The sequence below is a fragment of the Xanthomonas sp. WHRI 10204 genome, from assembly GCF_040202875.1.
GTDB lineage: Bacteria > Pseudomonadota > Gammaproteobacteria > Xanthomonadales > Xanthomonadaceae > Xanthomonas.
Genome location: NZ_JBEGDW010000001.1, coordinates 1,012,417 through 1,035,450, shown reverse-complemented (window position 1 = coordinate 1,035,450; position 23,034 = coordinate 1,012,417). Strand labels below are relative to the sequence as shown.

Annotated in this window: 16 protein-coding genes and 1 riboswitch; of the genes, 10 read left to right on the top strand and 6 right to left on the bottom strand. The window is 65.4% G+C overall.

The features are described 5' to 3' along the window. Positions 1-13 precede the first annotated feature (13 nt). Together ABQZ00_RS04415 and ABQZ00_RS04410 are read right to left on the bottom strand one after the other, a co-directional pair. Positions 14-3,562 carry a sensor histidine kinase gene (locus ABQZ00_RS04415; RefSeq protein WP_323537482.1) on the bottom strand — a complete coding sequence of 1,183 codons (3,549 nt, stop codon included), beginning with the start codon at positions 3,560-3,562 and terminating at the stop codon, positions 14-16. An 82-nt stretch (positions 3,563-3,644) separates the two neighbouring features. Next, positions 3,645-7,202, bottom strand: a complete 3,558-nt coding sequence (locus tag ABQZ00_RS04410) for a hybrid sensor histidine kinase/response regulator (protein WP_323537483.1) — start codon at positions 7,200-7,202, stop codon at positions 3,645-3,647. A gap of 96 nt (positions 7,203-7,298) precedes the next feature. Between ABQZ00_RS04410 and ABQZ00_RS04405 the strand changes: the two genes are divergently transcribed. From ABQZ00_RS04405 to ABQZ00_RS04390, 4 genes are all read left to right on the top strand, one after another. After that, complete coding sequence (locus ABQZ00_RS04405; protein ID WP_055849386.1) at positions 7,299-7,961, top strand: YceI family protein; 663 nt, start codon at positions 7,299-7,301, stop codon at positions 7,959-7,961. After that, positions 7,958-8,521: a cytochrome b gene (locus ABQZ00_RS04400; RefSeq protein WP_323537484.1), complete on the top strand. Its 564-nt coding sequence runs from the start codon at positions 7,958-7,960 to the stop codon at positions 8,519-8,521. The genes ABQZ00_RS04405 and ABQZ00_RS04400 overlap by 4 nt, the downstream gene beginning before the upstream one ends. Positions 8,522-8,530: 9 nt before the next feature. Next, positions 8,531-9,100 (top strand): YceI family protein, encoded by a 570-nt coding sequence (locus tag ABQZ00_RS04395; protein ID WP_311238697.1) that lies wholly within the window; start codon positions 8,531-8,533, stop codon positions 9,098-9,100. A gap of 131 nt (positions 9,101-9,231) precedes the next feature. Continuing rightward, positions 9,232-9,900 (top strand): excalibur calcium-binding domain-containing protein, encoded by a 669-nt coding sequence (locus tag ABQZ00_RS04390; protein WP_323518407.1) that lies wholly within the window; start codon positions 9,232-9,234, stop codon positions 9,898-9,900. A gap of 481 nt (positions 9,901-10,381) precedes the next feature. Here ABQZ00_RS04390 and ABQZ00_RS04385 read toward each other — a convergent pair whose 3' ends face one another. Next, entirely contained in the window at positions 10,382-10,615 is a 234-nt protein-coding gene (locus tag ABQZ00_RS04385; RefSeq protein WP_323537485.1) for a glutaredoxin family protein, read from the bottom strand. Between the two features lie 86 nt (positions 10,616-10,701). Between ABQZ00_RS04385 and ABQZ00_RS04380 the strand changes: the two genes are divergently transcribed. Both ABQZ00_RS04380 and ABQZ00_RS04375 read left to right on the top strand, forming a co-directional pair. Beyond that, a complete protein-coding gene (locus tag ABQZ00_RS04380) occupies positions 10,702-12,084 on the top strand; it encodes an L-serine ammonia-lyase (protein ID WP_323537486.1) in 1,383 nt (460 codons plus the stop codon). 573 nt (positions 12,085-12,657) lie between these two features. Further along, positions 12,658-13,653 carry an alpha/beta fold hydrolase gene (locus ABQZ00_RS04375; protein ID WP_323537487.1) on the top strand — a complete coding sequence of 332 codons (996 nt, stop codon included), beginning with the start codon at positions 12,658-12,660 and terminating at the stop codon, positions 13,651-13,653. A 350-nt stretch (positions 13,654-14,003) separates the two neighbouring features. On the opposite strand, the gene ABQZ00_RS04370 is transcribed toward ABQZ00_RS04375, so the two are convergent. Genes ABQZ00_RS04370 through metX form a run of 3 tightly spaced genes read right to left on the bottom strand, consistent with a single transcriptional unit; the run spans position 14,004 to position 17,334 of the window. Beyond that, entirely contained in the window at positions 14,004-15,092 is a 1,089-nt protein-coding gene (locus ABQZ00_RS04370) for a homoserine dehydrogenase family protein (protein WP_323537488.1), read from the bottom strand. Beyond that, complete coding sequence (locus ABQZ00_RS04365; RefSeq protein WP_055849368.1) at positions 15,089-16,306, bottom strand: O-succinylhomoserine (thiol)-lyase; 1,218 nt, start codon at positions 16,304-16,306, stop codon at positions 15,089-15,091. Before ABQZ00_RS04365 ends, ABQZ00_RS04370 begins: the two co-directional genes overlap by 4 nt. Next, complete coding sequence (metX, locus tag ABQZ00_RS04360; protein ID WP_115528610.1) at positions 16,303-17,334, bottom strand: homoserine O-succinyltransferase MetX; 1,032 nt, start codon at positions 17,332-17,334, stop codon at positions 16,303-16,305. Before metX ends, ABQZ00_RS04365 begins: the two co-directional genes overlap by 4 nt. A gap of 71 nt (positions 17,335-17,405) precedes the next feature. Then, positions 17,406-17,526: riboswitch (SAM riboswitch) on the bottom strand. Between the two features lie 87 nt (positions 17,527-17,613). Between metX and ABQZ00_RS04355 the strand changes: the two genes are divergently transcribed. From ABQZ00_RS04355 to ABQZ00_RS04340, 4 genes are all read left to right on the top strand, one after another. Next, positions 17,614-18,567, top strand: a complete 954-nt coding sequence (locus tag ABQZ00_RS04355; RefSeq protein ID WP_503064238.1) for a M23 family metallopeptidase — start codon at positions 17,614-17,616, stop codon at positions 18,565-18,567. A 128-nt stretch (positions 18,568-18,695) separates the two neighbouring features. Then, positions 18,696-20,300, top strand: a complete 1,605-nt coding sequence (locus tag ABQZ00_RS04350) for a peptide chain release factor 3 (RefSeq protein ID WP_115528611.1) — start codon at positions 18,696-18,698, stop codon at positions 20,298-20,300. A gap of 74 nt (positions 20,301-20,374) precedes the next feature. Next, the gene (trhA, locus tag ABQZ00_RS04345) at positions 20,375-21,019 is read left to right on the top strand and encodes a PAQR family membrane homeostasis protein TrhA (RefSeq protein ID WP_055849357.1); all 645 of its coding nucleotides are present in this window, start codon (positions 20,375-20,377) and stop codon (positions 21,017-21,019) included. A gap of 42 nt (positions 21,020-21,061) precedes the next feature. Next, positions 21,062-23,026 (top strand): AsmA family protein, encoded by a 1,965-nt coding sequence (locus ABQZ00_RS04340; protein WP_323537489.1) that lies wholly within the window; start codon positions 21,062-21,064, stop codon positions 23,024-23,026. Positions 23,027-23,034 lie beyond the last annotated feature (8 nt).

Here is a 23,034-nt window from a genome sequence, read left to right as displayed (position 1 = left end):
GCTGTCCGCCAGCTCAGCCTGGCATAGACATGGACTGATCGCGCGCGCGCGCCGTTGCGCATGCCGCCGCAATCGCCTCGATCAACATGTCCGCCGTCACCGGTTTGCGCAGGAATCCGTCGAAACCGGCGATCTGCGCCTGGCGTTCGGCATCGCCATCGGCGCGTGCGGTGACCGCCAGCAACGGGAAGCCGTGACCGAGCCGGCGCAGTTGCGAGGCCAGCGCAAAGCCGTCCAGGCCCGGCAGATCCAGGTCCAGCAACGCGACATCGAAGCCGCCATCGACCGCTTCGGACAATGCCGCCAGACCGTGTGCGGCATGCACCACGCGATGGCCGCGCCCGATCAACAGCCCGCTGATCACTTCCGCCACGGTGGGATCGTCTTCCACCAGCAGGATGCGCAGCGGCGCGCCGGCCAGCGTGCGTGTTTCGCCCGCAGCACTGCGCGGGGCCGACCGATCGATGGGCAACGGCAGGTCCACAGTGAACTGGGTCCCGACGCCGAGTCGGCTGCGGACACGGATCTGGCCCTTCATCGCCACCGTGAGCTCCTGGCAGATCGCCAGCCCCAACCCACTGCCGCCATAGCGCGAGCTGGTACGCGCGCCTTCGCCCTGTTCGAAGCGTTGAAACAGATGCTTCTGTTGCTCGGGCCCGATGCCCGGGCCGGAATCGCGCACCTTGAAGCGCAGGCAGTCGCCATGCCGACTGACGGAGAGCCCCACTTCACCGCGCTCGGCGAACTTGATCGCATTGCCGAGCAGGTTGATCAGGATCTGCCGCACGCGCGTGGCGTCGCCCATCACCGACAGATTGGCGGGCAGCTGATTGCGGTAATGAAACCGCAGCCCGCGCGCCTCGACGATGGGCTGCATGAAGTCGGCCAGTTCCTGGGTCAGCTGCGATGGATCGAACGGCTGCTGCACCAATTCCAGTTTGCCCGCTTCGATCCGTGCCAGATCCAGCGCATCGTTGACCAGCCGCAGCAGATGCGCACCGGCCTTGCGGATCGCATCGACATGGCTGCGCTGTTTCGCATCCAGCGGGGTGGCCAGCAGCAGCTCGCTCATGCCCAGCACACCGGTCATCGGCGTGCGCACCTCATGCCCCAGCGTGGCCAGAAAGTGCGATTTGGCGATCGAGGCCTGCTCGGCAAGTTGCTGGCGCTGCTGCGCCAGCACCCACTCCTGCTGGCGCCGCACGCGTCGCCGCCAGCCCCACACGCCCATGCAAAGCACCAGCACGCCCAGCAGCACCGCAACCAATTGCGCTGGCGTACTCAGCCACCACGGCGGACGCACCTGCAGGTGCAGGGACGGTGCGGCGATCCAGTCGCCGTCGCCGGCACGCGCCTGCACGTCGATGCGGTAGTCGCCGGGCGGCAGCCGCGACATCACGCGCTCGCCGGTAGCGCCCTGCTCCACCCACCCCGCGTCGTAACCCTCCACACGGTAGCGATAGCGCGCCGAGGCAGGATCGACGAACGACAACAACCGCGCGCTGATGCGCAGATCGCGATCGCGTGCCTGCAGCACGATCGTCCCCTTGTGCGGCAGCGGCTGCGGACGCTCGGCATCGTTGCGGCGGACCTGCACCGATTCGATCACCAGCCGCGCCACCGGTGCCGGCGCGAATGGCTGCGCAGGGTCGAACAACACGATGCCGCTGGTGGTCAATGCCAACACCTGCCCGCTGGGGCCGGTCACCGGTGGGCGCATCGAAAATTCGCTGTCCGGCAGGCCGTCGCGTTGCCCGAACATGCGCACCTGCGGCTGCCCGCGTCGGTAGGCGTACAGACCGCGCGAGGTGGTCGCCCAGACGGTGTCGATGCCGCCCAGCGCCAGGCCGCGAATCTCGGTGGAGGGCATGCCTTGCGCATGCCCCACCCGCTCCAGCAGATGTGCCTGCCGGCCATCCCAGCGGTAGCGCTCCATAGCCCCAGGCCGCCCGGCCCAGAACTCGCGCGGCGACACGAACGCCAACGCATAGACTTCAGACGCAGCGCCGGCGCCGCCGATCACTTTGCGAAAGCGCTCGCCCTGCCAGACCCACAGCCCGTCACCGGCGGCCACCCATGCCGAGCCATCCGGGCGCACGAGCAGTTGCTGCACCATTTCGCCCACTTCACTGAGGTCGGTACCGAAGCGAAAGGTGGCCAGCAGGCGGCCATCGGCCGCACGCCGCTGCACGCCGCCTTCGACGATCGACAACCAGAACTCACCATCGATGCCCGGCGTCATCAGCTCCACGCGATGCGCGTCGGAGGTGTCGATCTGCATTGCCAGTGGGTGTTTTTCTCCGGTCTTGGGCTGATAGCGGGTCACGCCGCTCTGCAGCGCCACCCACAGGCTGCCGTCGCCGGCCGGCAGCACCGACTGCACGCTGCCGCCTCCCAGCACATCGCTATGCAGCACAGGGACGATCTCGCCTTGATCGCCGACGCGATACACCCCTTCGCCGGTCGTCACCAGGAAGCTGTCGCCGTCAGCGGCCGCGTTCATCAGGTACAGACTTTCCAGCGGCTTGCCCTGCGCCTGCAGGATCGTGGAGAAACGCCGCCAGTCCGGCGGCAGATAGGCCAACCCCTGCGAAATCAGCCCCAACCACAGCCCGCCCTGGCGGTCCTGCATCACATCAAGTACGCCGCTGTGGGCGGTGAGAAAGCCGCTGCCCCGATCGCCTTCCATGACGCGCAGTTTGGTCTCGCCCGGCGCAACGCGAAAAAACCCATCGGCCGCACCCACCCAGTAACCACCATGCACGTCGTGCACCACGCTGCCGGCACGCACGCTGGAAGCTCCTTCCCAGGGTGCGGGTTCGAACACGCCGGCTGGTGTCACCCGGTACAGGCCCTTGCCGCTCCCCACCCACAGCGTGCCGTCCGGATCCTTGCTGAGCTTGAAGACAGTCGCGCTCAGGCGGTCGGGTGCGACGCGTACGAAGCGCTCGCCGTCGCGCATCACCAGCCCGCCCGCGGTACCGATCCACAAGCGGCCGCGTGCATCGGTGAGCATGCTCATGATGGTGTCGCTGGGCAGCCCGTCCACTGCGTCGGGCGTGGCACGGAAGACGGTGATGCGGCCATTTTCCTCGCGACGGCACAGGCCACCGCCGCTGCTGCCGATCCACAGCGCACCCTGCGCCTGCGCCAGCGCCCAGACCTGCCCGACACAGGCTTGCGCAACGTCCGGAAAAGTCGTGAATGCCGCACGGTCCGCATCCAGCATGCTCAGTGGCGAGCCGTAGACGCCCAACCACACCCGGTCGCGATCGTCGACCAGGAGCGTTTCCACCTCGTTGCCGGGAATCGAGCGGGCATTGTGCGGATCGTGCTGCCACACCTCCAGGCCGACACCGTCATGACGTGCCAAGCCGTCGCTGGTCGCCGCCCAGACATAGCCCTGCCGATCCTGCGCCATTGCCAGCACCATGCGCGAAGGCAGACCTTCGGCTGGCCCGAACCGGCGCATCCGCGGCGTCTCGATTTGATTGACTGCCACCGCATCCATGCCAAACAGCAGCAGCATGGATGCCAGCAAACACCGCACTAGCGTCTTCATGGTCGTCCTTGTCGCGGCCACTTGCGCGATCGCGCGCACTCCCCGGCCGGACTGCACTTTACCCGCTCCAGCACACTTGCCCCTAGTCGGCGGCGCTGTCGTCCGGCGAGTCGGCAGCGTCGGCAAGCGCCCTTGCCAGGGCGTTCGCCAGCAGCTCACCGGTGACCGGCTTGCGCAGGAAACCATTGCAGCCAGCCGCCATCGCCTGCGGCTCGGCATCGGCGTCGGCCCGCGCAGTCACCGCAACGATCGGGAAGCGCACCCCGCGCGCGCGCAGTTGCGCCACCAGCGCGGCACCGTCCAGGCCAGGCAGATCCAGATCGCATAATCCGGCGTCGAAGCTACGCGTGCTCACCTCGGCCAAGGCGGCCAACCCATGCAAGACATGGGTGACCTGGTGCCCGCGCGTCTGCAGCAACCCCACGATCACCTGCGCCACGGTCGGGTCGTCTTCCACCAGCAGCAACTGCAGCGGTGCCTGATCCAGGGCAGCGACCGCGCGTGCTGGAGCAGGTGCCGCCGCAGGCAACGTCGCCACCCAACGCAGCGGCAGCTCCACCACGAAGCACGCGCCTTGCCCCAATTCGCTGTCCACGCTCACCACGCCGCCCATCGCCGCAGCAAGCTCACGGCAGATCGCCAGGCCCAGCCCACTGCCGCCATGCCGGGCCAGGGTCAGTGCGCCTTCGGCCTGTTCGAAGCGTTGAAACAGGCGCCCACGCTGCTCGACGCTCATGCCGGGGCCGGTGTCGCGCACCTCCACCCGGATGCCTTGCGTCGGTCTCTGCGGCAACGCCGAGACGCGCAATTGCACGCCGCCGCGCTCGGTGAACTTGACCGCATTGAACAGCAGATTGAGCAGAATCTGCTGCACCCGGCTGGCATCGCCATGCAGTGCCGGCGGTAGCGCGTCATCCAGTTCGCACGCGAACGCCAGTTGCTTCTGCTCGGCACTGGGACGAACCAGTTCGACCACCTGCCCGATCAACAGGCGCAGATCGAAATCGCGATTGTCCAGCGGCAGCTTGCCGGCTTCGATCCGCGCCAGATCCAGGGCATCGTTGACCAGTCGCAGCAAGTGCTTGCCGGCCGACTGGATCGCGCCGGCGTAGCCCTGCTGGCGCGCATCCAGCGGTGTCTGCAACAACAGCTCGCTCATCCCCAGCACACCGGTCATCGGCGTGCGCACCTCATGCCCCAAGGTCGCCAGAAAGCGTGTCTTGGCCAACGACGCCTGCTCTGCCAACTCGCGCTTGTGCTGGGCAAGCTGCCACTGCGCCCGCATGCGCACGCGATGCCGGTAGGCCGCGGCAAGCAGTGCACTGAGCAGCAGGCCGAGCATGCAGATCACTGCAATACCGATATCGCTGCGCCACCAGGGCGGCAGCACCGAGAACTGCAACGATTGCACCTGCGATGCATTGCCAAGTGGATCCACACCCTGCATCTCAAGCACATAATTGCCCGGCGGCAACGATGAAAATTCGCGCATGCCTGCGGCGCCATGCTCGACCCAATCAGTGTCAAAGCCGTTCAATCGCGTGCGGTAACGGTTTGCCATCGGGTCGATGAAAGACAGCAGCCGCATATTGATGCGCAACTGACGATCGCTCGGTACCAGCGAAAAACCACCGCCGATCGGCAATGCGCGACGTCGATCGCCTTGCTGGACACTCACCGCTTCCAGTCGCATCTGCGGGGTAAACGAGGGAACGTCTGGCGCATTGGTATCGATCAGCAGCGTGAATCCGTCGGCGGTCCCGCCCACCAACACACCGTTGTTTGACATCAGCAGACAGCGGCGACTGAACTCCTGGCTGGTCAACCCGTCACGTGCACTGAAACTGCGGATTTTGGCAGGGGTTGTGCGGGGGTCGATACGCCATAGGCCACGCGGGCCGGACATCCACACACGCCCAAGCGCATCCAGCTCAAGACCGTAGGCATCCATGGCAGGAAATCCTTCGGCAGCGCGAATGCGGCTTCCCCGTTTCCAGACGCCATTGCGTTGCTCCCAGCGCTCGAGTCTGCCGGCGATGTAAAGCCAGATGCGATTGCGATCCTTGACGACAAAGCGCTGGATAAAGTTGACATCCAGCCCCGGCACCAGCATGAATCGATGCGTGTCGGCATGCCAGGCATACACTCCGCCAGTACCGCTGATCCACACGCGCCCATCCGGCCCCAGACTGATCTGGTAGTACGGCAACTCCTTCAGGCCATGCAGATCGTTTGGGGAGATCGTCTCCAGGACGCGCCCGCTGACGAGGTCGCGTCGCTGGATCACTTGCTCGAACGCTGTCCACACGGTGCCATCGCCCGGCTCCCCGATCCAGAACACCGCCTCGTCGGGTCCATCCCCGGTGAAATGGGTCAGCCCACCAGTGGTCAGATCCAGACGCGACAGTGCATGCCGTCCGTTACCAAGCCAGAGCTGCCCGCGACTGTCTTCCAGTGCGGAGGTGATTGCCATCTCGCGCAAATCCGGATGCTGGATTCCGGTCTGCACCAAGGCACCAGACGACGTGTCGTAGCGCAGCAACCTGCCACTGCTGTCGAATTGCCACAGACCGCCAGAGCGATTGGCCAATGCAAGACTGCAAGAGATGCCTTTTCCCTGATCGTTGACCTGCTTGAAAGCTGCCGTCCGATGCCAGTCCTCGCGCAGGTAGGCAAGCCCACGGCCATGCAGGGGCACCCAGATCCCTCCATGCGGACTTCGCCAGATGGTGGTGACATGACGATTGGAGACCAACGGTTCATCCCCGTTGTTGACCGGCGTCGGTGGATGACCGGCGCGGGTGTGCCATAACCCCTGCTCGGTGCCGAGCCAGAATTCGCCATCTCCGGCATCGGCCACCGTCCAGACCCGATTGCCTGTCGCAAACATCGAGGCCCAGGTGGGCGTATGCCAGCCACCGGAGGAATCCATGTAGCGCAACCCGGTGTCCGAGGAGCTCCACAACCGTTGCCCTACCCACTGCAGCGCATTGATGCCGCCGGCATCGCCATCCGGTCGCACGCGGTGCAAGGCCAGCCCGTCGTAGTACGCCAAACCGCCGAGCGTCCCGATCCACATGCGCTCACGGTCGTCCAGGGCCAGGGCATAGACCGGATTGGGGTCTAGCGGGTCTTCCATCTTGGACAGATCGAGTGAGCTGAAATTTCCCTTGGCATCCAGGCGCAAGACATTCCCGGTCGACATGCCGAGCCATATCTCATCGCCGCGGCCGGCAATGGCATAGATGTCTCCCAACGACAGCGCGGGAACGTCGTCGGGCAGATAGGCGGTGAATTTGCTGCGATCGGCGCTCAGCATTGTCAACCCGGCACCCGCCAGCGCCAGCCAGATGCGATCCTGGTCGTCGATATACATCGCCTGCAGGTTATTGCTGCGCAGCGAGTAGCGATCGGTCGGATCGTTACGCCATACCTTGAACTCGGCGCCGTCATACCGAACCAGGCCATCGGTGGTGGTCATCCACAGATAGCCCGCACGATCCTGTGCGATTGCGGTAATCATGGTCGAGGGCAGCCCTTCGGCGGCACCCACGATGCGAAAGCGCGGGATGGCCGGCACCTCGGCCAGGGCCGGCAACGCCATCAACGCAACGAGCAACCCCAATAACAGACCGCGCATGCGGGAATCCTTTCCACGTCCAGCCGGCATGCTCGCAATGGATCGTTGCAAGCGCAAGCCGCGCGCGCAGCGCTGGGATGTGTCTAGAATCCGCCCATGACACCCCTCGCCCGCCTGTTGCTCCTTCCCGCTCTGGCATTGACCAGCCTGGCCGCCTCCGCCGCACCGGTGCGCTATGCGCTGGATCCGGTGCACACCCGCGTGTTGTTTGCGGTCGAACATGCCGGCTTTTCCAAGGCATTGGGCACCGTGTCGGGCAGTAGCGGCACCCTGGTGTTCGACCCGGACGACTGGGCAGCCGCGCGGCTGGACGTGACCGTGCCGCTGCACCGCGCCGACCTGGGCGATGCCAAGTGGAACGAGGCCACCCTGGCACGTAACCTACTCGACGCCGAGCGCTTTCCCGACGCGCATTTCGTCTCCACGCGCGTGGAGGCCAGCGGCGAGAACCACGCCAAGGTCACCGGCAACCTGACCCTGCACGGCGTCACCCGCCCGGTGACCCTGGACGTCACCCTCAACGCACTCAAACGCCATCCGCTGCCGCCGTTTCGCCGCACTGTCGGGTTCTCGGCAACCGCCACGCTGAGTCGGGCGGAGTTCGGCATCGATGCGTGGAAATCGATGATCGGCGACAGCGTGGAACTGCGCATCGAAGCCGAAGCCGTGCGCGAAGGCCGTGCCGACGACGACGCAGCGCCACCGCAAGCCGAACCTGCCACCACTGACGCGCCCGCCGGCCAGGAATCGGGAACATGAGCCTGAAAAACAACGAGCGCTGGGGCGGTGTCAGCCAGACCCTGCATTGGCTGATCGCCTTGCTGATTCTGGTGCTGGGCATCGTCGGCCTGACCATGGGCGAGCTGCCCAAGACACCGAAATATTTCTGGGTCTATACCGCACACAAATCGGTGGGGCTGACCGTGCTGGCGCTGGTGATCGCGCGACTGGGTTGGCGTCTGTACGCAGGCGCGCCGCCGCCGGTGGCGGGCACCCCGCGCTGGCAGGAACGGATCGCCGGGGTGACCCACTGGCTGCTGTACGCAATGATCTTCGCCATGCCGCTCTCTGGCTGGTTGTACGACTCCAGCAGCGGTTTGCGCCCGTTCCGCTGGTTCGGCCTGTTCGCGGTGCCCAAGCTCAGCGGCCCGGACGAGCAGCTACGCGCCACCTCCCATGCCATCCACGAGTGGGGCTTCTGGCTGTTGATCGCTGTCGTGCTGGCACACGCCGGCGCTGCGCTGTACCACCACATTTTCCAGCGTGATGCCACCCTGGCGCGGATGTTGCCGCGCGGCTGGCTGTCCTCCAAACCTTAAGGATTTCCCATGTCGTCCAAGTTGTTCGCCTCTCCCCTGCTGGTCGCCGCGTCGCTGGTCGCCACCTTCGCCACCGCGCCGGTGCTGGCCGCCGACTACGTCCAGGCGCCCGGCTCGTCGCTGGTGTTCGCCAGCAAGTACGAAGGCGAAGTGTTCACCGGCAAGTTCCCCGGTTTCGACACCACGCTGAGTTTCGATCCGGCCAATCTGGCCGCAGCCAAGCTCGATGTACGCATCCCCCTGGCCAGTGCGATCAGCGGTAATAACGATCGCGATTCGACCCTGCAAGGCCCGGACTTTTTCAATGTCGCCAAGTTCGCCACCGCGCGCTATCGCGCCGACAAGTTCCGTGCGCTCGGCGGCAACCAGTACGCGGCCGACGGCACCCTGGAACTGCGCGGCGTCAGCAAGCCGGTCACGCTGACCTTCACCTGGACACCGGGCGCGCAGCCCGTGCTGGCCGGCAAGGCATTGGTGAAGCGGCTGGACTTCGGCGTGGGCGGTGGCGACTGGGCCGACACCAAGACCATTCCCAACGAAACCGCGATCAGCACCAAGGTCGTGTTGAAGGCGAAGTAAGGCCACAGGCCGCAACCGGACGCGGCCACTGAGCGGCGGACTACCTCGTCGGGTCCGCCGTTTTTTTATGCCCGCATGCCGGGTGACACCGCACGACAGCTAGACTTGGCGTCCACTCAGGGACGCCGCCAATGCGAACACATGGAACGTTGACCCGCTGGAATACCGACCGCGGCTTCGGCTTCATCACCCCGGCCCACCCCGGTGACGACGTGTTCGTGCATATCTCCGCATTTCCACGCAGTCCCATGGCACCGCGGATCGGAGAGTTGATTTCCTTTGAGACCGAGCCGGGCCCGGACGGCCGCCCACGTGCCGTGCGCGTCATGCGTGCCGGCACGCAGGCAGCCAAGCGCAGCCCACGCCGGCAGCATGTAGCGGCGCAATCAACATCGGCTCATAGCCCCGTCCGGCTTGGCAAAGTCATGTTGCTCTTGCTTGTGGCAGGCGCTGGAGGCTATGCGTATCTCAATGGGAAAACGCGGATGCCAGACCCTGCGCCTCCTAAGACTTCGTCAGCGTCAATGGCACCGACATCTGCACAAGCACGAACACCGGCAGACAGGACGCTGCCAGCCGGTGCCTCGGCTCAGAGCTCGCCTGTGGTAACGGCACCCTCATCTGCAAGCAGAACGTCCGCCACGCCCGCCCCCACACTGCACTACAGCTGTGGAGGACGTACGCATTGCTCGCAGATGAACTCCTGCGAAGACGCCACTTACGTACTGCAGCACTGCCCAAATACCGTGATGGACGGCGACAACGATGGCGTGCCCTGCGAACAGCAATGGTGCCGTTGAATCAATGCGGCTGACACCTTGAACGGTCGGCCGACAAGAATCGTGTGTTAGCCGCGTCTTGTTAGATGCAGTCAAAAGCCCAGGTCACACGCCGAGTCGGTCGCGCGAGCGGTACCCTCACCGCTCGCGGGACACGCCGCGAGTACGTCCGTGTGGGCTCGGTGGCGGCCTCCATGCCGCCACACGGTCTCGCAATCGGCAAGGACACCGCACCAGAGAGCGAGTCGGTGGCTTTTTTTAAAGCCATGCACCCCGACACTCTCGACTGTTCCTTGCCCGCCCACCATCGCAGGACCTTACGCGGCATGGATGCCGCGTAAGCGCTTACAAGGACGTACTTGCAGCGTGTCCCGCGAAGGTGCGCGGGCAAGGGCCCTGCAGCCAAGTCGCAGACCCGCAGCTGCGCACCAGACCGGCGTGAAGTGGTTTTCAGCCGCCCCAAATCCATAAGCTGGCGCGTATCGCATGCGCACACGCCGCATCAGCGTGTACCGGCGTTCAACCACTCTCGCAACCGCGCGCCATCGAACGGCCAGTCCAGCTCGCGTCCGTGCACGTCGCGCAACACCGGCACACGTACGCCATAAGCGGCCTCAAGCGCCACATCGTCGTCGATAAACAAGCTGTTGAACTCGCCGGCACGTGTCTGCGCCAGTACTTCCACCGCCAGGTCGCAGAGGTGGCAATCGTCGCGCTGGTACAGGGTCAGGGCCATCGAACAGGTCTCATGCTGCGCTGCAGCCGTGCCGCAATCGTCGAACGACTAGAATAGCCGCCTTTACGCTCACCTCTCCGGCACCCATGGCTGTCAGCACGTTCGACCTGTTCAAGATCGGCATCGGTCCGAGTTCCTCGCACACCGTGGGGCCGATGCGCGCCGCCGAGCGTTTCGTGCATCGCTGGTTGCTCGATGCCGGCCGCCTGCAGGATGTGGTGCGCATCCGCGCCGAGGTGTTCGGCTCGCTGGCGCTGACCGGCCGCGGCCACGGCACCGACAAGGCGTTGCTGCTCGGGCTGGAAGGCCATCGCCCCAACCTGATCGACCCGGACGTCATCCCTGCCACCCTGGAGCGCATCCGCGCCAGCAAACGCATCACACTGATGGGGCAGCACGAGATCGGCTTCGACGAAAAGCGCGACCTGCCGATGAACAAGCGGCAGAAGTTGCCGTACCACACCAACGGCATGCGCTTCACTGCCTACGATGCCGATGAAGGTGTGATCGCTACCCGCGATTACTACTCGGTGGGCGGCGGATTTGTGGTCAATCAGGACGACGCCGCCGACGACCGCATCGTGGCCGACGAAACGCCGCTGCCGTATCCGTTTCTCAGTGGCGACGAACTGCTGGCCCAATGCGCACGCAGCGGCCTGAGCATCGCCGCGCTGATGTTCGAAAACGAAAAAAGCTGGCGCAGCGAAGACGAAATCCGCGCCGGCCTGCGCGAACTGTGGGTGGCGATGCAGTCCTGCGTGGAGCGTGGTATCCGCCAGGAAGGCACGTTGCCCGGTGGATTAAACGTGTCGCGTCGCGCGCCGGCACTGTATCGCGAGCTCTCGTCCAAACCCGAAGCGGCCATGCGCGACCCACTGACCACGCTGGATTGGGTCAATTTGTATGCACTCGCGGTCAACGAAGAAAACGCAGCCGGCGGCCGCGTGGTTACCGCGCCGACCAATGGCGCGGCCGGCATCATTCCCTCGGTGTTGCATTACTTCGATCGTTTTTGCGCCGGCGCGTCCGAACAACGCATCTTCGATTTCCTGCTCACGGCCGCGGCCATCGGCATCCTGTACAAGGAAAACGCCTCGATCTCCGGCGCCGAAGTCGGTTGTCAGGGCGAAGTGGGCGTGGCCTGTTCGATGGCAGCCGGCGGCCTGGTTGCCGCGCTTGGCGGCAACCCGGGCCAGATCGAAAACGCCGCCGAAATCGGCATGGAACACAACCTCGGCCTGACCTGCGATCCGATCGGTGGCTTGGTGCAGATCCCGTGCATCGAACGCAATGCGATGGGCGCGGTGAAGGCAATCAACGCCAGCCGTATGGCGATGCGCGGCGACGGCAAGCACAAGGTCTCGCTGGACAAGGTCATCAAGACCATGCGCGACACCGGCCGCGACATGCAGGACAAATACAAGGAAACCAGCCGCGGCGGCCTGGCGGTGAACGTCATCGAGTGCTGAGTCTGCCGGTGGCATTTTGATGCGGCGTCTGTACGCAGCACTGGAATGCATTTGCGCGTCGTAGCCGAATGCAGGGACTGGGCGCGCCGCGGTGAGCGCACGGCGTGGTCGGTCTGCGCGATGCAGCAAGCGCCGCGTCCGCGCGCTTGCTGCCCGAACCGCAGCGCAAAGCGGCATCTCGACCACGCAGTGCGACACCCACGTCCGCATCACGCTGCCGCCCTGCACGTCTGGCGAACAACAGCGCTAAATCGCACCTGCGCTTCTTGCGAAAAGTCACACTGCACGTCAGCTTGTCCTGAGAAGACCAGCGACAGCGCGCGCCTCGTTCGCACGGCTCAAGACACCAACGCACTGTCTGGAGTTAGCTGAAACCGCAGCAGCGAAAACAGCAAGACGGCATCTGCCCATCCCGCCACGCGCGAAGCTGCTCGAAGGGCGGATGAGGACAACCCGCACACACCCTCGGCTTCCACCACAACGCGCGCCCTCGCCGCGGCAACGCCCGGATCCACGCCTCCACCACGGTGCGCCGTGTAGCCTTCCCGCACGGATCCCGGATGGAGAAACACGATGCGACACCTCGCCTGTGCACTCGCACTGACCCTGGCCTGCGGCCCGCTGATGGCCCAGCAAGCCAGCTACGGCCCGCGTCTGGAAGGCTTCGATTACCCCTACCCGGTCAAGACCTACGCGTTTACGTCGCAGCAGCAGCCGCTGGAAATGGCGTATCTGGATGTCGCCCCCACCGGCAAGCCGAACGGACGCACCGCCGTGCTGTTGCATGGCAAGAATTTCTGCGCGGCCACCTGGGAATCCAGCATCGCGGCTCTGAGCCAGGCCGGCTATCGCGTGATCGCGCCGGATCAGGTGGGCTTCTGCAAATCGAGCAAGCCGGCGGCCTACCAGTTCTCGTTTGCGCAGCTCGCCGACAACACACACGCGCTACTGCAAAAGCTGGGGATCGACCGCGCCGTGGTCGTGGGCCATTCGATGGGCGGCATGCTCGCGATCCGCTACGCGCTGATGTACCCGCAGGCCACCGAACACCTCGCCTTGGTCGACCCGATCGGCCTGGAAGACTGGAAGGCCGCAGGCATTCCGTGGCGCAGCGTGGATGCCTGGTACGACAACGAACTCAAGATCAGCTTCGACCGTATCAAGAAGTACCAGATGGACGTGTACTACGCCGGTCAATGGAAGCCCGAATTCGAACGCTGGGCGCGCATGCAGGCCGGCATGTCGCTGGGCAAAGGCAAACAGGCGGTCGCCTGGAATCAGGCCCTGACCTACGACATGGTCTTCAACCAACCGGTCGTCTACGAGCTGCCCAAGTTGGCGGTGCCGACCACACTGTTCATCGGTCTCAAGGACCGCACCGCAATCGGCAAGGACACGGCACCGCCAGAGGTCAAGGCGCGCGTCGGCGATTACACCAAACTGGGCAAGCAGGCAGCTGCGGCCATTCCGAATGCGACCTTGATCGAATTTGCAGACTTGGGGCACTCGCCGCAGGTGCAGGACCCGGCGCGTTTCAACGCCGCGCTGTTGAAGGCGCTCACGCCGTAATCGCCGCAGCGCGCGGCAGACCGATGCCGTGGGTGAATACTTTGTGCGAACCGCAGCCGGATTGCTCCCGGTTGCGGCCATCGCGCAACGTTGGTCAGACGAGTACCGCAGAAGACGGCTGCAGGCCAGCGCGATCGAGTCGGTCGGATGCTTGTCGTGACTGAATCGTCGTCATGCGAGCGACGAGGCGCGTTACAGCCCCGGGAGCCGCACACACGCCTGACAAGCGACAAGATGCAGAGAACGCGCAGACGCTCTCTCGTCCTCGACCGCCAACAACCCAGACGCCTGCACACAACCCGGGCACGCCTGCGGGAGATGCCGCACGTCTCGCGACCCCACTCCCCACATCAACCAGCCACGATCCGCAGCACATCGTCCAGCAACGCGGCCGCAGTGACCTCCGCACCCGCACCCGGGCCCTGGATCAACAACGGCTGCTCGCGATAACGGTCGCTGCTGATGGCGACACGGTTGTCGGTGCCGGCGCCACCGGCCAAGGGATGGTCCAGGGCAAGTTCGCGCAGACCCACGCTTGCGCCATGCGCGTCCACGCGGCCTACAAAGCGCAGACACCGCCCTGCTGCGCGTGCTTGCAGCCAACGCGCGCCCACCTCGGCATCCAGCGCGCCCAATCGTGCGTCCAGTTCAGCGATCGGCACGCTGGCCAGGCCAGTGGGCACCAGCGACTCAACATGCACCTGTTCGGCCTCCAGTTGCCAACCGGCCGCACGCGCCAGGATCAACAGCTTGCGCCGCACATCCTCACCGGACAGATCGATCCGCGGATCCGGCTCGGTGTAACCCGCTGCCACCGCCTCGCGCACGCATTGCGAAAACGCGCCGCTGCCGTCGTAGCGATGAAACAGCCATGCCAACGATCCCGACAGCACGCCCTCGATCGAATGAATATGGTCGCCACCGGCCACCAGCGCGCGCACGCTGCTCAACACCGGCAAGCCGGCGCCCACGGTGGCGCTGTCGCCGTAATGCGCACCGCTGGCATGGCGGGCGGCAAGCAGCGCCTGCGCACGCGACAACGCCGTGCCCTGGCCCAGCTTGTTGGCGGTCACCACATGCACGCCGCGCCCCAACCACTCCACATGCCAATCGGCCACCACATCGCTGGCCGTGGCATCCACCAGCACATCGCCAGCACGCAGCGCCACGGTTTCGGCCCACGGCTGCAACACGGCCTGGCCACGCGGCGCGGCGTTGGCCTGCAGCAATGCCTGCTCCGCACTCACGCCACAATCCTGAGCGATCCGCGAGTTGGCCAGCCAATCGAAGCGCGGCAACCGCAGCTGGCGTTGCTGCAGGGCGGTGTAGCGCGTCACGAAGGCGCGTCCCACGGTGCCGGTACCCAGCAATGCCAGACGTGGCGTGGGGGTGACCGTCGCCGCGGATGCACGTCGCGAAACAGGCAATACGCTGCTCACGCGTCGACCTGTTTGCGTGAGGCAGCAGTCAGGGTCGCTTCGGCACGCGCCAGACCGGCGCGCAGGTCGATCAGCAGGTCTTCGGCCGATTCGATCCCGATCGACAACCGCAACAAGCCATCGGAAATTCCGGCCGCCGCACGTGCCTCGGCGGTCATCGCCGCATGCGTCATCGAAGCCGGATGCGCGATCAGGCTTTCCACTCCGCCCAGCGACTCGGCCAGCGTGAAGTAGCGCAGCCCATCGACGAAGGCGCGCACCGCTGCTTCGCCACCATTCAATTCAAAACTCATCATCGCGCCGAAGCCCTTCTGCTGACGCGCCGCCAGCGCATGGCCCGGATGCGATGCCAGTCCCGGGAAATACACCTGGTTGACCACCGCGTGCCCGTCCAGCAACGCAGCGATCGCATCGGCATTTTCCTGATGCACGCGCAGACGCGCATCCAGCGTGCGCAGGCCACGCAAGGTGAGGAAAGCATCGAACGGCGAGCCGGTCAGGCCCAGCGCATTGGCCCACCACACCAGTTGCTGATGCAGCTCGGCATCGCGCGCCACCACCGCACCGCCCACCACATCGCTATGGCCGTTGATGTATTTAGTGGTGGAGTGCAGCACCACGTCGGCACCGAATTCCAGCGGTTTTTGCAGCGCCGGCGATAGGAAGGTGTTGTCGACCACCGTCAACGCACCCACTTTCTTCGCCGCTTCGATGACAAAGCGCAGATCGGTGATACGCAACAGCGGGTTGGACGGGGTTTCGATCAACACCAGCTTGGGCGACTGCGCCAATGCATCGGCCAGCGAGCGCGGGTCGGTGAGGTCTGCAGTAATCAGCGCGAAATGGCCCTTCTTGGCCAGCGCATTGAACAGACGCCAGCTGCCGCCGTAGGCATCGTGCGGCACCACCAGCGTATCGCCGGGCTGCAACAGCGCATTGAGCACCAGATTGATCGCGCCCATGCCAGTGGAGGTGATCACCCCACCCGCGCCGCCTTCCAGCTCGGCCAACGCTTCGCCGAGCAGATCGCGGGTGGGGTTGCCGCTGCGGGTGTAGTCGTACTGGCGCTTGTTGCCGAACCCATCGAAGGAGAAGTTCGACGACAGCACGATCGGCGGGGTCACCGCACCGTAGGCGGTATCGCGGTCGATGCCCGCGCGCACGGCGGCAGTGGCGGCGGTACAAGGGGCGTCGGCGGGGTCACGATAGCTCATGCGGTTTCTCCGGTGATGCGAAGGGCAGTAGTGAGGATCGCGTCGATGCGATCGATTTCTTTCAGAAAGGCGTCGTGGCCATACGGCGAGCGCAACACACGCAGGCTGCCGCGTGGGCCAAGACCTTCGACCAGGCTGACCATGTCGGCCAACGGCACCAGGCGATCGCCTTCCACCGCCACCACGACGGTGGGCACGCTCACCTGCGCCGGGTCGATACGGTGCAGGTCGATGGATTCGGACAGGCGCAGGTATGCGGTGACCGGCGTACGCGCCACGTACTGCGCACCGGCGGCATCCAGATAGTCTTCGGCGGCCACGCGCACGCGGCCATTGATCACTTCCGGCGGCGCATCGAAGCGCTCGCTGAATTCTTCCGGCGTGCGATAGCTGAGCATCGCGAACTGACGCGCCAGCGCCAGCCCATGATTTTCCGCGCACTGCAGCTGGCCCAGCGCCACTGCGCGGCGCTGCAGTGCGCGCCATGCCGCGGCATAGGGATGCGCGCGATGCGCCCCGCTCACCGCAATCAAGGTGCCCACGCGGCCAGCATGACGGGTGGCGAATTGCAGCCCGACCAGCGCGCCATACGAGTAACCGACAAAGCCGTGCAGGCGGGCGATTCCCAGCGCGTCCAGCAGCGCTGCAATCGCGTCGGCCTGGTCGGCGGTATCGATCGGCGCATCCAGCGTGCCATCGGCACCGAGAAAGTCGAATGCCAACAGACGGCGCGATGCAGGATCCAGCGCGCGGCCCGCACCGACCTGTCCATCCACCCAGCCCTTTTCGGGGAACACATCGCTGGCCGCAAGATGCCGATGGGCAGAGATGCCGCCGGCAACGAATACCACCGGCGCATTGGCAGCGCCGATCAGCTCGTAGCGCAGGCGCACCTCGCGCATACCGGCATGGCGCATCGGCAACGACACGGCAATGTCGCCGCGCAACGCGATAGCGCCGTCGATGTCGGCGGCAGGTGTATCCAGGTAATCAGTGATAGTTGGCGATGCTGTGGTCACGAGGCTCATGGCGATATCCGGGGTGGATCGGCCATCGAGCTTCGCGGGAGCTCGCGTTCGAGGTGCACAAGGCACGATTCGAACCATCTTTCGGCGGACGCGGAGGTCCCCGCAGGATTTGGCACCAAACGCGGGCGCTTGCGCGCTCCGCTGGCTGCCCCGGCATCAAAGGGCCTGTCCCTCCGCCGGTCTCGATGGTGAGGCTAAGATGCCACCGCACTTTTGCGATGTCAATCGCTTCATGCGGATGGAAAGATATATTTTCATTCGATACCACCGGGTACCGTGATGGGCCGCATACTTGCGCCCCCGCTCGCTCAAGCCAATCGCGTGCATCACCGCGTCTTTCGCCCTCTTTCGCCCGCACTTGTTCCGGTGCTGGTCGCCGCCCTGCTGGCAGGTGCGCCGCCCGCCGCTGCGCAACAACGCTGGCATTGGAACGGCGGCGCGGCACCTACCTCACCTGCCACGACGCCAGCGCAAACCGCCATTGCCTCAACCGGCACCGGCCCGACCCTGCAACTGGAATGGCAGGCGCCGGTCTATCTGGCGTGGGTGACCAACCCGCTGGCCGGACCTGCGCAGGTCCGGCTGAGTGCGCCGCCCAGCGAGGATTACCGCGCCGTGCCGCAATTGCCGCTGACGATGTTGCTGGCGGCGCACGAGCGGCGCCTGCTGGCACGGCTGTACCCGGCCAGCAACCAGCGCACGCTGGGCGGGCTGGGACTCAAACTCGACATGGTGCCTGGGGATCCGCTGGCGCAGCCGCAGCCGGTGCGCTACCAGCTGCCGTTCCGCGACGCACCGGTACAGGTGGATCAGGGCTTCGGCGGCCAGTTCAGCCATGCCGACCTGCCCAATTGGTACGCAGTGGACTTCGCCCTGCCGCAGGGCACGCCGGTGCTGGCGGTGCGCGAGGGCATGGTCATGGAAATACGCCAGGACGTTGCCGAAGGCAGCGCCCACGACCCCAGCGCCGGCGGCGGCAACATGGTGCGAGTGCTGCACGCCGACGGCAGCATGGCGCTGTATGCCCATCTGGCCCCGAACGGGGTAGCGGTCCGCCCCGGCCAGCGGGTCGGCACCGGCGAGCGGCTGGGCGCCTCCGGCACTACCGGCTACAGCACCGCCGCGCACCTGCATTTTTCGGTACAGCGCAACGCCGATCTACAGCTGGTGTCGGTGCCGTTCCGCATGCTGGGGCCGCAAGGCGAGCTGCACTTCCCCTCGCCGGCCCCGTAGCGCGCCGCCGCCGGCACAGCGGCCCGATGCCGCCTGGCCGCGGGTCCGTAAAAGCCCCCTGCGCCGAAGCCGCTATAATCATCGGCTTCCTCAGTTTCCGCAGGCGTCCGACCGGGCGCGCCCCGCCCATGTCCGAAGTCTCCAACGAAGCCGCGCGCCGCCGCACCTTCGCGATCATTTCCCACCCCGACGCCGGCAAGACCACGCTGACCGAAAAGCTGCTGTTGTTCGGCGGCGCGATCCAGATGGCCGGCTCGGTGAAGGGCCGCAAGGCCGCGCGCCACGCCACCTCGGACTGGATGGCGCTGGAAAAGGAGCGCGGCATCTCGGTGACCTCCTCGGTGATGCAGTTCCCGTACGAGGGCAAGGTGATCAACCTGCTCGATACCCCCGGCCACGCCGACTTCGGCGAGGACACCTATCGCGTGCTCACCGCGGTGGACTCGGCGCTGATGGTGATCGACGTCGCCAAGGGCGTGGAAGAACGCACCATCAAGTTGATGGAAGTCTGCCGCCTGCGCGACACGCCCATCATGACCTTCATCAACAAGCTCGATCGCGAGGGCAAGAACCCGATCGACCTGCTGGATGAAGTGGAAACCGTGCTCGGCATCCAGTGCGCACCGGTGACCTGGCCGATCGGCATGGGCCAGCGCCTGAAGGGCGTGGTGCATCTGATCACCGGCGAGGTGCATCTGTACGAACAGGGGCGCAACTTCACCCGTCAGGATTCGACCATCTTCCCGTCGCTGGACGCACCCGGCCTTGCCGCCAAGATCGGCGAGCAGATGCTGGCCGAGCTGCGCGACGAGCTGGAACTGGTGCAAGGCGCCAGCAACGCCTTCGATGTGGATGCCTACCGCGCCGGCCAGCAGACACCGGTGTTTTTTGGTTCCGGCGTCAATAATTTCGGCGTGCAGCCGCTGCTGGACTTCTTCATCGAACACGCCCCGCCGCCGCAGGCGCGCGACACCACCGGCCGCCGCGTCGAGGCCACCGAAGCCAAACTCAGCGGCTTCGTGTTCAAGATCCAGGCCAACATGGACCCGCAGCATCGCGACCGCGTGGCCTTCATGCGCGTGTGCTCGGGCAAGTTCACCGCCGGCATGAAGACCCTGCACGTGCGTAGCGGCAAGGACGTCAAGCTCGCCAACGCGCTGACCTTTATGGCCTCCGACCGCGAGATCGCCGCCGAAGCCTGGCCGGGCGATGTGATCGGCATCCACAACCACGGCACCATTTCCATCGGCGACACCTTCACCGAAGGCGAATCGCTGTCGTTCACCGGCATTCCGAACTTCGCGCCGGAACTGTTCCGCCGCGCGCGCCTGCGCGACCCGCTCAAACTCAAGCAGTTGCAAAAGGGCCTGGCGCAGCTGTCCGAAGAAGGCGCCACACAGTTCTTCCGCCCGTTGATGAGCAACGACCTGATCCTGGGCGCGGTGGGTGTGCTGCAGTTCGACGTGGTGGCCTACCGGCTCAAGGACGAATACGGCGTGGATGCGATCTTCGAGCCGGTGAGCGTCACTACCGCGCGCTGGGTGCAGTGCGACAACGCCAAGAAGCTCGAGGAATTCCGCGAGAAAAACGCCGGCAATCTGAGCATCGATGCGGCCGGCCAGCTGGTCTATCTCGCCCCCACGCGCGTCAACCTGCAGCTGGCGCAGGAACGTGCGCCGGATGTGCGCTTCTCGGCGACGCGCGAACATGCGCACGCCAAGGCCATCGATTGAGCCGCGCTTAACGGGAAAAACGCTACGCGACTGCTGGCGATGCGAATTGCTCGCAGTTGCGCTACATTTTTGGCATGAATGCAGACGCTTCCCCCTCGACCGACCTGCGCGACGAAATCGCCAGTGCGCTGACCCATGGCCTGGGCGCAATTGCCGCATTGACCGGTGGCTCGGTGCTGATCACGCTGGCAGCCATCTATGGCGATGGCTGGCAGCTGGCCACCTCCATCGTCTTCAGCGCCACGCTGGTGCTGCTCTACGTCGCCTCCACGCTGTTCCATGCCATCCCGCATGCCGGTGCCAAGGCACGCCTGCAGGTGCTCGATCACTGCGCGATCTACCTGCTGATCGCCGGCACCTACACGCCGTTTACCCTGATCAATCTGCGTGGCTCCTGGGGCTGGGGATTGTTTGCCGCGATCTGGACCATCGCCGCGGCCGGGGTGATCTTCAAACTGTTTTTCACCGGCCGCTTTCGGTTGCTGTCCACCGTGCTGTATCTGGCAATGGGCTGGCTGATCGTCGTGGCGATCGAACCGCTGTTGCGTTCGGTCGACACCTGGTCGCTGTGCTGGTTGCTCGCCGGTGGGCTCTTCTACACCTTGGGCACCTACTTCTACCAACGCGACACCCAGCGCTATTTCCACGCGATCTGGCATCTGTTCGTGCTGGCCGGCAGCGCCTGCCACTTCGTCGCGGTGATCGAACAGGTGGTGTGATCGTCGTCGCGTTCGCGCGCCGGTCACGAGCCATCGCCAACCATGGGTCGCGTGAACAACGCGCCCCCGACTGCTGTCACCCCTTCCGCCCGCACAGCGCGCCGTCGACGCTGGCTGATCGGGCTCGGCAGCGTTGTCGTCATCGTGGCGATCCTGCTGCTGCTCTTCGACTGGAACTGGCTACGCGGCCCGGTCGAACGCATGGTCAGCGCCAAGACAGGCCGCGTTTTCCATCTGGGACATCTGGACGTGGACCTGGGCCGCACCACCACCGTTCGCGGCGAGCGCTTGCAGCTGGGCAATGCCGCGTGGTCCAAGCGGGGCGCGATGGCAGAACTGAACGCTGCCGAGATCGATGTCGAGCTGTGGCCCCTGCTGCGCGGCAAGGTGCGGCTGCCGGAAATTCGCCTCGATCAGCCCACCGTTCTGCTGGAAGCGGGCAATGAAACGCATCCGGGCAACTGGGTGTTCGATACCCAGAAAGGCGATGGCAGCATGCCGCGGCTCGGCCGGCTGCTGGTGACCAAGGGACGGCTGCAATACATCGACGATGCCATGCGCTCCAATATCGATGTGGCCATCGACAGTCTGGCGCCTCCGCGTAGCGACCAGCGTGCAGCGCCGATCGGCATCGACGGCAAGGGCCGCTGGAAGGGCTACCCGTTTACGCTGAAAGGCAACACCGCCTCGCCGCTCGAGTTGAGCCAGAGCGAACATCCCTTCCGCATCGATTTGCGCGGCAGTGCCGGCGCCACCCGTACGCACGTGCGCGGCACGCTGACCAACCCGTTTCAGTTCCGCGTCTTCAATCTGCAGATGGCGCTCAGTGGCCAGGACATGCAAGACCTGTACCCGCTGACCGGCGTCGCCATGCCATCCACGCCGCCGTACACACTCGACGGCCACCTGCGCCGCGATGGCGATGTGTGGCGCTACGAGACATTCACCGGCACTGCCGGCGACAGCGATCTGTCCGGCACGGCCGAGGTAGACCTGCGCAACAAGCGCCCGTTTCTGCGTGCCGATCTCGCATCCAAACGGCTGGATTTCGACGATCTGGCCGGCTTTGTCGGTGCACCGCCCAAGACCGGCGCGAACGAATCGGCTAATGCGGAGCAGAAAAAGCAGGCGGCGCAACTTGCCGCCAGCGCGCGCATCCTGCCGACCACGCCCTACGACCTGTCCAAACTGCGCGCGATGGATGCGCAGGTGCGTTGGCGCGCGCAGCGCATCAATGCACCGTCATGGCCATTGGACGACATGGATGCATCGTTGACGTTGAAGGATGGTCTGCTGCAACTGGACCCGCTCAACTTCGGCGTGGCCGGCGGAGATATCCGTTCGACCATCCGCATGGATGCGCGCAACCCCGTCATCACCACGCAGCTGAAGGCCGGCATTCGCGGCATTCGGCTGGACCGGCTATTCCCAGACGCCACGCTCGCCAAACAGGCCTCAGGCGCGATCGGTGGTGAGCTGGACCTGCGTGGCCGCGGCAATTCGATTGCGGCGATGCTCGGCAGCGCCGACGGCTCGATCGGCGTTGGCATGGGCCGCGGTCATGTCGGTAACCTGATCATGGAACTGGCCGGTCTGGACATCGCCGAATCGCTGAAGTATCTGATCATCAAGGATCGTCAGATCCCGGTGCGCTGCATGTTCGGCGATTTCGGCGTCAAGGACGGACTCATGCAGTCGCGTGCCCTGGCGTTCGACAGCACCGACACCATCATCGTCGGCGAGGGCAACATCAGCCTCAAGAACGAGACGCTCGATCTGCTGCTGCGCCCACGCCCGAAAGATCGCAGCATTCTGAGCCTGCGTTCGCCGTTGCGGATTGCCGGGACCTTCAAGGACCCGAGCTTCCGCCCGGATTTCAAGGCACTCGGGCTACGCGGCGCGATTGCTGTCGCACTCGCCACCATTGCGCCGCCCGCAGCATTGCTTGCCACCTTCGAACCCGGCCCGGGCAAGGACAGCGACTGCGGCGGCAAGTACGTGCAGTGAGCGCGCAC